Origin of the sequence: Kitasatospora sp. NPDC058190 (assembly GCF_042883685.1) — a bacterium.
GTDB lineage: Bacteria > Actinomycetota > Actinomycetes > Streptomycetales > Streptomycetaceae > Kitasatospora.
The window spans coordinates 1-13,876 of record NZ_JBHVVI010000099.1; the positions used below are offsets into that span (position 1 = coordinate 1).

Consider the following 13,876-nt stretch of genomic DNA (forward strand, 5'->3'; position numbering starts at 1 on the left):
GAGCCGGAGAAGCCCAGCACCACCAGCGGGCCGGCCCAGCCGGTGGCGTGCATCCAGCGGCCGAACAGCGTGTCGGACGGCAGCGTGCCCTGCTGGGCCACCGCGGCCGTGAACAGGCCCGGCAGGGTCCAACAGGCCAGGATCAGCAGCCGGATCCGCCACTGGGAGACGAGCTTGACCACCTCGAAGCGGTACACGCGGCTCACCGGCACCCGGTCCGCCTCCGGCGCGGCGCCGGCACGGGACGTGGCCGTGGTGATGGTCGTGGTCATTCCAGCCCCTCCTGCCGCTCGGTCAGCGCGAGGAACGCGGCCTCCAACGGAGGGATCACGGGCGCGACTTCGCGCACCCCCACGCCCGCGCGTACCAGCTCGGCCACCAACTCCTCGACGGCCGGCCCCGACGCGCGCACGACCAGTGCCCCGCCGGGCGCCCCGGTCTCCTCGACGGCCCGCACCCCCGCGGCGCCGGCGGCCACCCGCCGCGCGGCCTGCGGATCGGAGGTGAGCAGGCGGTGTTCCAGCTCACGGCTCTCGGCCGCCAGTTTCTCCAGCGGGCCGGAGAAGCGGACCCGCCCGGTCGCGAGGATCGTGACCTCGTCGCACAACGCCTGGAGGTCGTCCATGCGGTGACTGGACAGCACCACGGTCACCCCGTCTCCCGTGAGCCGCCGCAGCGCCCGGTGGACGTGCTGCTTGCCCGCCGGGTCCAGACCGTTGGACGGCTCGTCCAGCACCAGCAGCCGCGGATCCGTGAGCAGCGCCGCGGCCAGCCCGAGCCGCTGCCGCATGCCCAGCGAGAACCCCCGCACCCGGTCGTCCGCGACGTCCGTCAACCCGACCTCGGCCAGCACCTCGTCGATCCGCCCCCCGCGCGCGTCCTGCCCGCGCAGCGCCACCAGCGCCGCCAGGTTCCTGCGCGCGGTCAGCGACGGATACAGCCCGGGCCCGTCCACGAACCCGGCCACGCCGTGCGGCGCCGCCAGGGCCCGCCCGACCGGTCTGCCCAGCACCTCCAACTCGCCGCCGTCGGCGACGGCCAGCCCGAGCAGCAGCCCGAGCAGCGTCGTCTTCCCCGCCCCGTTCGGCCCGGCCAGCCCGTGGATCCGCCCCGGCGCCAGGTCCAGCCCGACCTCGTCGAGCGCCACGACGTCACCGAAGCACTTCGTCAATCCACGTGCCCGTACGGCAAGTTGTGTGTCGTCCATAGCCCCATCTCACAGTCCCCCAGGGAAGGTAGGGCGTTGACAGGCCGTAGACCAGAGCGCGTGGTTGAACACAGGTGGAACAGCAGACAGTCGCCTCCGGCCGCGCCCGTCCGGCGACGGTCGCCGGACGGGCGCGTGCGGCTGCCCGCGCCGGCGGGACGGGATGCGGGCGCGGGCAGCCGCTCGGGCGGGTCGGAAGGGCGGGTCAGTAGTAGTGGCGACGTCCACCGACGGCGTGCCCGGCGGCCCCGGCGACCCACAGGACGAGGCCGATGAGGAGCAGGATGACGCCGATGGTCCACAGGAACGGAATCCCGATGACGAAGCCGACGATGAGCAGGATGACGCCGAGCGCGATCACGATGTCTCCTCCCTGATGGTGACGGGGACGTTTGCGGGAGAGGCTGGCTGCGGCGCGCTCCGCGCCGACGCCGCCCCGGGGCGGTGGAGCCGTCACGTCTCCGGCCGGTCCCATGAGCCGCGTCTACCGCTCCACGGGTTCGGTAAACCTCCGACCGGCCCCGGAGGTCACCTGGCCGAAGGGCCGGGATCGCCGGTGAACAGCTCGCGGCGTTCCCGCTCGGTCAGCGCGCCCCACACGCCGTACGGCACCCCGCGTGTTCACGCCCGTCGACCGCTCCTCAGCGGCGGTGGCGGCCCCTGCGCCGACGGGCGGCCGGGGCCACACCCGGCGCCGGCAGGAACAGCCGGGCCACCTCGCGGCCCAGGTTCACGCCGATGGCGAGGGCCATCGCCGTGGCCGTGGCGCGCCCGAGGCCGCTGAGCCCCGTCTCGGGTTCGCCCCGGACGAAGGCGACCAGCCCGAAGTACAGCAGCGACCCGGGCAGCAGCGGCCCCAGGGCGGCGGTGACGAACGGCAGCGCGGAACTGCCCCGGTACCGGGCCATGAGCTGCCCGGACAGGCCCACCAGCACGGCGGCGAGGCCGGTGGCCACGATGGGCTCCCCGCCGGCGTCGACGAGCACGTTGTACGTCGTCCAGCCCGCCCCGCTGTTGACCATCACCCCCGGCAGCGTGCCCGGCTCCGTGTTGAGCAGCACCGCGAAGGTCAGGGTGAGCAGGATCGCCGCCGCCAGTTGGAGCGGCGGGTTCGACGCCGACGCCGGTACGCCCTGGGCCGCCAGGTCGCCGCCGTTGTTGACGCCGATGTAGAGCACGGTCATCACCCCGACGACCACGCCCGCCATCAGGTACAGCACCTCCAACAGGCGCGCGGCGGCGGTGAGGTAGAAGCCCGCGAGACCGTCCTGCACCGCCGCCACCATGGGCCATCCTGGTAGGAGCGCGTACAGCCCTCCGGTGATCACCACCGACCCGCGCAGGTGCAGCTGGTTGAAGGACATCAGGATGCCGACCACTGCGGCCGGGGTCGCGGCCGTCGCGATCCGGTAGAAGTTCGGCAGGTCGTGGCGTCCGACCAGGGCCGAGAGCCGGTCACCCACCATGGCCGTGACGACGGCGCTGACGAACACCAGCCAGGCCCTGGCGTCGGCCCGGCCGCCGAGCAGCAGCGTCGCGGTACCGGCCAGCAGGCCGGAGGAGAGGACCAGGGCCCAGGCGGGGTAGCCGCGGCCGTGCCGGCGCACGGTCCGCAGCCGCTGGTGGGCGTCGTTCACGCCGAGGCCGCCGACGGTGATCTCGGTGACCAGCCGGAAGAGCGCCGCCAGCCGCGCGTAGTCCCCGGCGGGGTGGTGCACGGACCGCTCGGCCGTCAGCGGCGGCTCGCCGGGGCCCTGCTGGTAGGAGATCGCCACCCGGGTGAAGGTGACCTGGGGATCGCAGGGCTGGGCCCGGTAGGTCCGCGCGACGGCGAGCATGGCCGCCTCGACGTCCTCCGCCGCCTCGCCGCAGGCCAGCATCAGCTCGCCCACCAGCAGCGCCAGGTCCAGGACGGCGGCCACCTCGGCGGGCCCCGGCTCGTCCGCGTCGGTGCCGGCCGCGGCGCCGTCGCCGGCCAGCGGACGGGCGGTGGTCGGGGTACGCAGCAACGGCAGCATCTGGTCGGGCCAGGGGGCCGCCGCGTCGGTGTCGGTGCTCTCGCTCCGCACCCCGGGGGCGGGGTCGGCCTTCTGGGCCTCACCGGACCGTCCCTGTCGCGGCACGCGTCGCCCGGCCGAACCGTCCGCCCCGGCCCGCACGCCGAACCGCTTGTGTTCCGGCATCGTCGCTCCCTGCACCACCCCCCACTCGGCTACTTTTCGCATCCATTCGAGTACCCGGAGTCATCAATTCGTGAACGTTGTGACTGGAGTGCGGGCGGCCCGTGCGCGCCCGGCGTCCGGGTGAGGCCGGACGCCGGGCGCTGGTGCGATCACCCGAAGACCGGCTCGGGCGGGTGGGGCAGGCCCGGCGGCCGCGACCGGTGCCCGGGGGGGCTCAGCTGGGCCGCTCCCGGGTGAGCCGGTAGTGCCGCGGGTCGGCGATGCCGTGCAGGTCCTCGGCGGTGAGGGAGCGGTCGTCGCCGCCCAGGAGCTGGAGGTGCCGCAGCTCGCACACCGGGCGCAGCCCGAAGGCGGTCGCCAGCTCCAGGTCGAGCCGTCCCTCCGTACGGGCGAACCACCAGCGGCCGGTGACCTTGCCCCGCAGGCCCGCACGCAGGTGGGTGCCCGTCAGGTGGCCGCCTTCGACGGAGTCGTCCGGTACCCCGGCGTCCGCCGAAGCGGCGAGATCCAGCTCCAGGGACTCCCCGTACTGCGCGTCGCTCTCGATCGCCCAGCGGCCGGGCTCCACCGCCGCGCCGCCCGTCCGGTCCCACCCGGGGCCTTCACCGGCCCCCACGTCGGTGGGCCGGGTGCCCAGCAGCCGGTGGACCTCGGCGTCCACCTCAGAGGCGTCGCCGCCGGGTGGCAGCCGCTCCACCGGACGTTGCCCGGGCGGCAGGGCCGTCCCGTCGAGCGGCCAGACCAGACACGGCTTGTCGAACGAGTCCGCGTACCGGCGCTGCTCCCGGACGTGGGGGTCGTCGGCCGCGTCCCGGGACCACAGGAGCAGGAACAGGTCGCAGGCCCCCAGCTCCTGCAGCACCGGTTCGGCCGGCAGACCGTCGGAGAGGTCGCGGGACTCGTCCACGGCGGTCCGCACGCCCCCGGCGCGCAGCCGGGCGTCCAGGGCCGCGGCCCGCTCGGCGTCCGCGGGCGCGTGGGCGAGGAAGACCCCTCGGCGCGCCGGCCCGCCGGGGCCGTCACCGTGCGTCAGACCGGGTGCCATGCCGTGCTCCTCGCCGTACTCGTCGCGCTCGTTGTCGGGCTTGTCGGGCTCGTCGCCGTGCTCGTCGCGGGGCATCGGTGCCTCAGACCTCCGCGTCGTAGCTGTCCGCATCGTTGCTGTGGTACCAGGGGCTCTGCGGGTTGTAGGAGGCGAGGTAGTAGTCCGCCGCGCAGGTGAACGTCTCCGGGAACAATTGGTGCGCCCGCTGCCGCAGGATGTTCATGGCCGCGATCTCGTTGGCCAGTCCCTGCTGGTCCTGCTCGTTCACCGGCTTGGCCTGCTCCTCGTCCACCAGCGTCTGCGCCTCCTGGAGGTTCTCCTTCAGGAACTGGGGCCATTGTGCGGGATTGCTGCTGTACGTGTAGTTCGGGGTGACCCGGTAGTAGATCATCTTGGGCCACGTCTTCTTGGGGTCCTTCTTCGGCGCCGCCTTGTCCAGGACGTGGGTGAGGTTCGGGTGGTCCTCCGCGTACGGCTCCAGGGCCTTCGCGCTCGTCTCCGCCCCCCGGACGACCTGCCCCGGGGCGGCCCAGCCGATGTTGTCGCCGCCCAGGTCGATCGGCGGGTTGGCGGCGATCCACTGCTCGTAGGCCGCGGCGAGCCCGTGGGTGCCACGCTTCATCGAGGTGCGAATCGGACTTTCGACCTTGTGGAAGTGCTCCTGGGTGTTGGACAGGGCGGATCCCATGAAGATGTTCCAGGCGGTGTAGTTGGCACCGTCGACGAAGTCGGCGTTGATCGCGTGCATCGCGGTGGCCACGTTGTCCTGGCCCCTGGCGCGCACCAGCTTCTTGTCGGCCGTCTTCATGATGGTGATGTCCACGGGCTCGCCCGGTGCCGAGCCGCCACCGGTGTCGCTGAGCATCTTCTCCAGGTACAGCGAGTTGCCGAGGGTGCCGCCGTTGGCGTAGACGTAGCCGGACCCCTGCAGGACGTCGGTCGCGAGGCCGCCGAGCGCCGCGTTGCTCAACACCATGTCGGTGAACGGCTTGAAGACGCCGCCCGCCCGCTGCAGCACGGCTTCCCCGGCCCGCGGGCCCGCGCCGTGGTCATGGCCGTGCTCGTCCTGGTACTCCTCGGCGCGTTCCCCTGCGGCCGGGTCCGCCGTGGCGGGCCCGCCGATCACCGCCCTGCGCATCACCCGGACGGCGTTGGCCTCGGCCTCGCGTTCGAACCGGTCGGACGGGTCGGAAACCCTGAGCCCGGAGCCGTTGTCGGTGCCCGTGACGGGGCCCTGGCGCTGCTGGAGGACGTGGGTGAGCTCGTGGGCCAGGGTGTGCCGGTCCCCGCCGCCCTCCCCGATGACGACGTGGTTACCGGAGGTGTAGGCGCGGGCGCCGACCTCGGCGGCGGAGGCACGGGCGGCGCTGTCGTCGTGGATGCGGACGGCGGAGAAGTCCGCGCCCATCCGGCCCTCCATCTCGGAGCGGACGGCGGCGTCCAGCGGACGGCCGGGCGTGCGCAGCACGTCGTGGACGGCGGACCGCTGCACCGCCCCGCCGACCCGCCCGCCCGGTCCTCCCGCCCCCGCCTGACGGAGCATCTGGACGACGGCCCGGTTCCCGGCAGTGGCCTGCAGCGCCATCAGGCCCGGCAGCGGCGCCGGGCCGCCGCCGCGGACGGAACGGGCCGGCGTACCGGCGCGTCCGGCGGCTTGGGTCCTGACGTTGACTCGGGCGTGCGAGGGAGCGTGCATGAGGGGCCTCTTCCCGTGCTGGGACTGCAGCCCTCCCTGCATACGCGCTCCCCGGCCGCCACGCCAGGGACCGAAGGGCAGACCCGGGTGCCCCGCCGGGCACCCTCCCGGTGCGGCGGCCCGCCGGAGGACCGTGACGGTCAGGGGCCCGGGCCCCTGGCCGTCACGGACATCAGCCCTGGCAGAGGCCGCGGCTGTAGTCGTACGTCGCGGCGGCCTGCGAGTACTGCCACTGCGGGGCGAGCAGCTGGTCGTTGAGCTGCGTCGCGGCGGTGCGGTTCTCGACGAGGTAGCCGAAGTCCTGCAGCCAGGCCGGGTAGAGGTTCTTGGAGCCGATGAAGAAGGCGGATCCGTCGACCGAGACCAGCTTGTGGTGCAGCGCGTAGGGGTGGCCGTCGGCCCAGGTCGAGGTGGGGGCGGCGCGGAACGGGGCGAGCTGGAGGTTCCGGCACATCGCCGTCCTGGCCTGGGCCGGGTCGCCGAGGCGGGCGGTGAGGCGGGCGGCGAGGGTGTCGCTGATCTCGTTGAGGGACTTGATCTGCGAGTAGCCGCCGCTGCCGACCGCGCCCCGGTTGCCGGGGTCGCTGACCACGATGCGGACCTTCACGCCGTCGGCGAGCTTGGCAGCGAGCAGGTCGAAGAGCCGCACGTCGTAGCGGGGCATCGGCGGGCAGGTGCCGGTCACGTCCTGCTGGGAGATGTCGATGCGGCTGTTCGCGCTCGCGATCAGCGCGCGCAGGGCGCTCTCCTCCGGGTTGACCGTCGAGTAGTCGCGGTCGCCGTTGGTGTTGTCGTGCAGGCCGATCGGCCCGCACTTGGTGTCGGTGGCGCTCGGGACCGGGTCCGGACGGTAGGCGGAGGCCGGGTCGGCACCGCTGATCCCGACGCCCAGGCCGCCGACGGCGATCACCGGCAGGTCGCCGGTGGCGGGCACCTGGTCGGTCGGCGGGTTGAGGCGCTGCTCCAGGTCGGGGGTGCAGGCGGCGCCGTTGGTGGAGGCGAACCAGGCGGCCGAGAACGTCCCGGTGTTGCGGCAGGTCCAGTCCCACAGCGTGTCCAGGTAGGCGCCGGCGGAGGCGGCGGCCGGACCGGTCAGCGCGAGGTCGACGTCGGCGACCGGGTGGGCGGTGTCGAGGTAGTCGGCCTTCCAGTTGTTGATCCCGCCGGCTATGACGCTCTGCCCGTCGACGACCAGCAGCTTGGAGTGGTTCCAGGAGAACGCGGTCTTGGCGGTGGTCATCGAGGCGACCTCGACGGTGACGCTGCCGGCGGCGTCACCGAGCTTGGCCGTCAGGTCGTCCCGGTACTTCGACGGGAGCGCGGTGATGTTGAGGAGCGGCGCGGCCCCGGCGAGGATCCGCACGTGCGGCGTGTTCCCGGCGGCCACCGAGGCCTTGAGGCCGGCCACGATGGCGTCCTGGAAGGCGCCGTCCGGGAAGGGCGCGAGGGTCGAGATGTCGACGGTCCGGGTGGCGCGCGAGATGTTCTCCCGCATCTTGTCGAGCAGTCGGCGGGTGCCGGTGCGCTCGGCGCAGGAGGGGTCGCCCCAGCAGCCGGGGGTCTGCAGCAGCCAGCCGCCCGGATCGCCGGCGGGCGCGTCGAGCCGGTTGCCCGCCGTGCGCTGCCACACCGTCCCCTCCAGGCCGGGGGACACCTGACGCAGGGTCTGTTCCACCGCGTCCAGGTGCGGGGTGGCGTCGGTCTGTGCGGCCGGCGCCGGGTCCTGGGCCTGAACCGGCGCGGGAGCGGGAGCGGCGAGCGCGGGGGCGGCGGGCAGCGCGCAGACGGCGGCGACGAGGGCCAGCGCGGAACCGGCGAGACGGCGGCCGGAACGGCGGGGCTGGTGATCGAGCACGTACAAGTCCTTCATGAGAGGCCGGGGACGTTCACCCGGATGACACCATTAAATTACCCTAAAGTAACTTGATGTGATGTCAGGGTCCCATCAAGGCGGGCACACCACGACGTCCCCGGCCTCGGGGGCGAGGCCAGGGACGTGGCGGTGGATCAGGAAGGCCGTCCGGACGGTCCGTCAGCCGGTGACCTCGATCGTGACGTCGTACGCGCGCTGGTCCGGCCCGCAGTTGAGGGCCTCGCCGCAGATGGTGCGGGAGGCGGCGAGGTGGGCCGTGCCGGGCGTGCGGGCGGTGAAGGAGGCGGAGACGGTGCCGCAGCCCCCGCCGGGGCGGCAGGAGGGGGACGCCGAGGTGCTCGGGGAGCCGGCCGGGCTGACCACGTCCGGGGCGGAACTGGTGGCGGCGGACCAGTAGGTGCTGTGCAGGTCGACGGAGATCGTCGTGCCGACGGCGACCTTCAGAGTGGTGTGGTTGGCGTGCTCGTCGGCGGTGACGGCGGCCCCCGCGCTCGCGGTCGTGGACGCCGGAGCGGTCGTGGACGCCGGAGCGGACGAGGCCGTCGAGGTGCCGGCCGAGCCGCAGCCGGCCAGGGCGAGCAGGGCGCAGGCGCAGGTCAGAGCGATGGCGGTGGGTCTTCTCAGGTTCACAGTGGTTCCCTTGTGCCGATGTGCGAGCGGTGCCGATTCGACGCACCGGAGGCCGGATCGGATCCCTCGACAGCCAAAAACTCGACGACCAAAAAACCGCACCGGGGCGGGCCCAAGGCCCACCCCGGCGCGTTCGGCGCGTCGATCGTCAGGAGACGGTCACGTCGTCGTAGTAGGTGTAGGTCGGGTCACCCGGGTAGTTGTCGTCGTGGTTGCTCAGGGTGAGCGTGTACGAGTGACCCGGGGTGACGGCCGCGCTCTGGTTGGTCCAGGTCGCGGTGGCGGCGCAGGTCTTGGCGAGGACCGTGGTGGTCGTGCCGGCGGTGTTGTCCTTCAGCGTGGCGGTGGCCCAGTCGTAGGTCACGGTGTCCGGGCAGGTGTTGCTGTACCAGAAGGACACCTTGCTGGAGCCGGTCGGCGCGGTGAAGGTCTGGGCGATCGAGGAGTCACCGGTCGGGTTGGTGGAGCCGACCATCGCGCCGTAGCTGCCGCTGTGGGCGGCACCCGTGGTGGCGGAGGTGGAGCCGGCGGCGGTCCAGCCGGTCAGGCTGCCGGTCTCGAAGTCACCGTTGGTGACGGCGCTGCCGCCGCCCGAGGTGGAGGACTCGGTCCAGGTGAAGGTGGTGTTGCCGGCGGCGCCGGTGGTGTCGGTCGCGGTGACCGTCACGCTGGAGGTGCCGGCGGCGGTCGGCGTGCCGGAGATCAGGCCGGTCGAGGAGTTGATCGACAGGCCGGCGGGCAGGCCGGTGGCCGAGTAGGTCAGGGTCTGACCGGAGGCCGAGTCGCTCGCGTTGACCTGCAGGCTGGCGGCGGTGCCGACCGCGCCGGTCTGGTTGCCCGGGTTGGTGACGGTGACCGTGTTGCCGTGGGTCAGGATGGCGTGCGAGATCGCGCAGGAGTTGGTGTCGTTCGACCAGCTGGCCTGCTCGGCGAAGCTGCCGTAGGAGCCGAACGAGACGTTCGCGGCGCCGCCGGTGCTGCCGGGCTTGATCCAGGCGCACTCGTCGGAGTTCTCCTGGCCGTTGTACGAGCTGCCGGTCACGTGGTTGGTCCAGCCGCCGGCCGGGTTCTGGTCGGACATCATCTCGTGCCACTCGTGGCCGAGGGTCATCGTCCAACCGTCCAGCGTGCCGGGCGAGTTGACGAAGCCGACGCCGCAGTTGCTGCCCTGGTCGATGTTGTACGGCTGGTTGGAGAAGGCGATGTCACCGTAGGGCGAGCTGGCCGCGCCGCCCGTGAGGGTGGTGTCACCGTTCCAGTCGTGCCAGGCGCAGTAGCCGGTGGTGGGGTTCTGGTAGTCGTCCGGGTTGGTGCCGTGCGGCGACAGGACGATGTAGTACGCGTCGCGGTTGGAGGCGGCCGTGGTGTTGCCGAAGTGGCCGGCGGCCTTGACGGCCTCCTGGGCGAGCTGGTTGCCGCTGGCCTGGCTGGGCGAGGCGGCCGCGTTGTCGTACCACACGCCGGACAGGACGCCGCCGCTCTGGTACGGGATGAAGTTGGCGTTCGACGGGCAGCTGACCGCGCCGGAGGCGACGTTGGGGCCGTCGCACCACTGGGTCAGGTCGGCCGACCAGGTCTCGCCGTTGGTGCCGATGCCCTTGAACATCTGCTGGGTGGCACCGGCGGCGCCCGCCGAGTCACCCGAGAACTTCGCGTTCCCGTTGGCGTCGGTGGTCTGGGTGCCCCACTGGTTGCCGTAGAAGACCAGGTAGACCTTGGAGTGGCCGCTCTGCACGCCGATGCCGTCGACGCCACCGCCGTAGGACAGCGTCTGCTGGCCGGTGGCCGCGGCCTGGTTCTGCGCGGCGAGCCACTTCTTGTAGTTCTCGTGCTGCTTCATGCCCGGCACCGCGCCGTGGCGGTACTGGTGCCCGTTCTGCGGGTTCCAGGGGTTGAACTCGTTGGCGGTGCTGCCCGAGGAGCTGGAGATGTCCTGCGCGGCGGCCGGTCCGGCCGCACCGACGAGACCTGCGGCGGCGAGCGCGAGTGACGCGACTCCGGTGAGCGCCGCGTACTTCGCGCGCCGCGTACTGCGGGAGTGACCCATGGGGTGAGGGTGCCTCTCTCGTAACCGATCGCCCGAACGGCTGGGGGGCCGTGGAGCGATCCCTTTGTGGGGAAGGGAACTGACGGCGAATTCCACCGACCGTCAAAATCCGGCATGTGATCCGACATCCGGAATTGACTGCCCGTCGATGGACGGCCGCCTGTTGGGCATGAAGGAAAGCAGAGCTGATGAACGCGGGTCAACGGCGCAGGGTAAGGAAATATTAAGAGTGGGCATCCGGGCAGGTGGAAGGCCCGGTCCGCGCCCAAGTTGACGCGTGTAGCCATTCACTGAATACGGGTCAGAAGACTGTTTTCCCATTCAGTGAAACGTCACACCCTCAACATTTTCATCATTGACTGTGAACGGCGTTCGCGGCCCCGGAGCGCGACGGCATCACCCACGGAAAAGGACCGCGACGACCGGAGTCGCCGTGACGGGAAAGACCGGTTCGACCGCGAAGCCAGTACCCGATGGCCCACGGTGGGGTTCGGCGGGAGACTGGCCGTGGGGGTCGAGGCACGGTTGGAGCGCTGCGATGGGCGATGGGCGGACCCTCGACGAAGTGATCGCCGCCGACGGCCCGCTGCCGCCGCGCGAGGCGGCCCGGGTCGGCGCCCAGATCCTGGCCTCGCTCGTCCAGGGGCACCGGTCGGGGCGGGTGCACGGGGGCGTCGAGCCGAGCCGGGTGGTCCTGGACCAGGGACGAGCCCTGCTCACCGCGTTCGCGGCCGAGCCGCTCAAGGGCTCCCCCGACTACCTGGCGCCTGAGCGGGCCGCAGGTCGTCCGCCCGGCCCCGAGGCGGATCTGTGGTCGCTGGGGGCCACGCTGTACACGGCCGTGGAGGGCCGGCCCCCGACGGAGCAGCCGCCCGAGCCGCGCCGGGCCGGTCCGCTCGCACCGGTCATCGCGTCGCTACTGCGCCCGGACCCGGCGCAGCGGCCGGGCGCCGAGTGGACCGGGCACATGCTCGACCGGGTGGCGGCGGGCTTCACCGCCGGCCCGGCGACCGCCGAGGCCCTGCCGCCCCGGGCGCCGACCGCGGCGCCCGGGGCGACGGGTAAGCCGCCTCCGACTGCGCGGCGGCCCTGGGCGCTGGTCGCGGCGGTGGTCCTCGCGCTGGCGCTGATCGGCGGATTGGTCTTCCTGCTGGTCGGCCGCGGTACGCACCACCAGGCGCCGACCACTGCGCCGTCCACGCCGCCGTCGGCCACCGCACCGACGACACCGTCGGCACCCGAGACACCCCAGACGCCCACGACCCCACCGCCGACACCCGGGACACCGTCGCCCCAGGCCCCGTCGACCGCTCCGCCGCAGACCCCGGGGGCCTCGGTACCCCCCGGCTTCGCCGAAACCACCGACCCGGCGGGCTTCAGCTTCGCGGCTCCCAACGGCTGGACGCGGAGCGACAACGGCATGGGCGGCGGAGACTACTCACCGGACAGCGGCGGCCATGTGCTGCGGTTCGCCCTCATCCCCAACCCTTCCAGGCAGGCACCCCTCGACGGGTTCCGCCAGATCGAACAGTCACTCACCCAGCAGGGCGGCTACACCCGGATCGACCTGCGCGCCAACACCTACCAGGGCAACCCGGGCGCCTACTGGGAGTTCACCTTCGGCACGTCCCACGTGGGCGCGCAGTCCTTCCTCGCCCCGAACGGCACCGAGTACACGATCTACCTCTCCACCCCCGACTCCGACTGGGCCTCCTACCAGCCGGTCCTCACCACCACGCTGAACACCTTCACGATCCCTTAGGCCCCGATCTCCTCGATCCGCCGTCCGTCCACCCAGGCCGACCAGCCGTTGGAGCAGACGATGTGCGCCCAGTCCCCGGCCCGTTCGAGCAGCTGCAGCTCCACTCTCCCGTCGATCCGGGTGACGGCCTTGAGCGCCGGATCGGGCGCGGTCCAGGCCGACATGCCGCCGGACGGGACGCGGTGCGTGGGCCGGAAGGCGGGCGCGGCGGGCGGGCCGGGGGGCACCGGGGACGCGGGCGGGCGGCTGAGCGGTCCGGTCGCCGGTGCCGCCACCGTCACCGGCTCCGTCCTCGGGCGGTAGACCTGCTCGGGCAGGTTCAGGTCCGGGATCGGCCGCAGGAACTCGGCGGCCAGGTCGCACGCCTCCACGACTCCGAGCGCCCGCAGCCCGAACCGGACGGCCGACCAGTCCTCACGGGCTCGGGTGAGACCCTGGCTGACCAGGGCCCAGACGGTCGGTTCGGTCACCACGAACAGGACCATGTCCTCCTGGGCGACGGGCCGGCCCGCCTCATGGCCGACCACCTGGACGTCGTGCAGCGAGAGCAGGCTGATCCAGGTGAACAGGGTGCCGGCGAAGGTCGCCAGGGTGAGCCCGGGCTCGTAGGCCGGCGGATCGCCGGTCCCGGCCCGTTCGAGGTATCCGGCCTCCGCGTAGCGGCGCAGCTCCCGTTCGGCGACGGCGGCGGTGACCGGCGGAAGGGGCACACCGGCCTGGCCGCCGGGGTGCAGCTGGGAGGCGAACAGTTCCGCGACGGCGTGACTGATCCAGCGCCGGTCGGCCACCCGCAGGGCGTCCTGCTGGGCCTCCAGGACGTCCGCGAGGGAGACGGTGACCGGCGTCGGCTCCGTCCGCCGCCCGGTGAAGGACCGGAAGAAGACGGTCTTGTACGCGTCCACCAGCACCAGCAGGAAGGCCAGTTGCTCGGCGGTCAGCTCCTCCTCCGGCAGCGGCATCGGCTGGCCGCTGGAGAACTGCAGCTGGAGCTGCACCCACCAGGCCAGGTCCTGCGGCGCGAACGGGGCGAGCAGCTCGTACCCGCCGTCCAACCCGGGCCGCAGGCCGACGAAGACGTCCTCGGAGCGGCGCGACGCGTACAGCCTGCACTGGGTCGGCGCGCTGTTGAACAGGGCGCTGCGGGCGTCCACCACCCGGTCGGGGACGGCGAGCGGGAGCAGCGCCATCCGCACGACGGCGGCGGGCAACCCGGTGAACTCCCGGAGCAGTTCGGCGACTTCGCGGACCGGACCGGTCGTGTCCGGGCCCGGGGCGCACAGGTCGGTCAGCGGTGACAGCACGCCGGGCTCGGGCAGGTCCACGTGGCGTACCAGCGGCGCGAATTCGGCCCGGCCGAGGCGGATGGTGCGGGCCAGGCCGCCCGGCGAGGAGGTGTCGGGTGCCGCCACACCGGTGGCTTCGGTGTCCATGGC

The 13,876-nt window shown here is 72.9% G+C and carries 10 protein-coding genes and 1 pseudogene; 1 reads left to right on the forward strand and 10 read right to left on the reverse strand.

The features are described 5' to 3' along the window. From ACFVWU_RS33760 to ACFVWU_RS33800, 9 genes and pseudogenes are all read right to left on the reverse strand, one after another. Positions 1–272: pseudogene (locus ACFVWU_RS33760) on the reverse strand (ABC transporter permease); the annotation flags it as partial. Next, positions 269–1,207: an ABC transporter ATP-binding protein gene (locus ACFVWU_RS33765; protein WP_387627918.1), complete on the reverse strand. Its 939-nt coding sequence runs from the start codon at positions 1,205–1,207 to the stop codon at positions 269–271. The pseudogene ACFVWU_RS33760 and the gene ACFVWU_RS33765, both read right to left, overlap by 4 nt. 205 nt (positions 1,208–1,412) lie before the next feature. After that, positions 1,413–1,568, reverse strand: a complete 156-nt coding sequence (locus tag ACFVWU_RS33770) for a DUF6131 family protein (RefSeq protein ID WP_387627919.1) — start codon at positions 1,566–1,568, stop codon at positions 1,413–1,415. A gap of 280 nt (positions 1,569–1,848) precedes the next feature. Continuing rightward, positions 1,849–3,390 carry a threonine/serine exporter ThrE family protein gene (locus tag ACFVWU_RS33775; RefSeq protein WP_387627921.1) on the reverse strand — a complete coding sequence of 514 codons (1,542 nt, stop codon included), beginning with the start codon at positions 3,388–3,390 and terminating at the stop codon, positions 1,849–1,851. A 214-nt stretch (positions 3,391–3,604) separates the two neighbouring features. Next, positions 3,605–4,510: a TIR domain-containing protein gene (locus ACFVWU_RS33780; RefSeq protein ID WP_387627922.1), complete on the reverse strand. Its 906-nt coding sequence runs from the start codon at positions 4,508–4,510 to the stop codon at positions 3,605–3,607. A 7-nt stretch (positions 4,511–4,517) separates the two neighbouring features. Next, the gene (locus ACFVWU_RS33785) at positions 4,518–6,131 is read right to left on the reverse strand and encodes a DUF4157 domain-containing protein (protein WP_387627923.1); all 1,614 of its coding nucleotides are present in this window, start codon (positions 6,129–6,131) and stop codon (positions 4,518–4,520) included. Positions 6,132–6,303: 172 nt separating this feature from the next. Next, complete coding sequence (locus ACFVWU_RS33790) at positions 6,304–7,986, reverse strand: phospholipase D-like domain-containing protein (protein ID WP_387627925.1); 1,683 nt, start codon at positions 7,984–7,986, stop codon at positions 6,304–6,306. Positions 7,987–8,163: 177 nt separating this feature from the next. Beyond that, positions 8,164–8,634 carry a hypothetical protein gene (locus tag ACFVWU_RS33795; RefSeq protein ID WP_387627926.1) on the reverse strand — a complete coding sequence of 157 codons (471 nt, stop codon included), beginning with the start codon at positions 8,632–8,634 and terminating at the stop codon, positions 8,164–8,166. 148 nt (positions 8,635–8,782) lie between these two features. Continuing rightward, the gene (locus tag ACFVWU_RS33800) at positions 8,783–10,681 is read right to left on the reverse strand and encodes a putative Ig domain-containing protein (RefSeq protein WP_387627927.1); all 1,899 of its coding nucleotides are present in this window, start codon (positions 10,679–10,681) and stop codon (positions 8,783–8,785) included. A gap of 538 nt (positions 10,682–11,219) precedes the next feature. On the opposite strand from ACFVWU_RS33800, the gene ACFVWU_RS33805 reads away from it, so the two are divergent. Then, complete coding sequence (locus ACFVWU_RS33805; protein ID WP_387627929.1) at positions 11,220–12,443, forward strand: hypothetical protein; 1,224 nt, start codon at positions 11,220–11,222, stop codon at positions 12,441–12,443. Here ACFVWU_RS33805 and ACFVWU_RS33810 read toward each other — a convergent pair. Further along, the gene (locus tag ACFVWU_RS33810; protein ID WP_387627930.1) at positions 12,440–13,873 is read right to left on the reverse strand and encodes a hypothetical protein; all 1,434 of its coding nucleotides are present in this window, start codon (positions 13,871–13,873) and stop codon (positions 12,440–12,442) included. The genes ACFVWU_RS33805 and ACFVWU_RS33810 overlap by 4 nt on opposite strands. Positions 13,874–13,876: the final 3 nt, after the last annotated feature.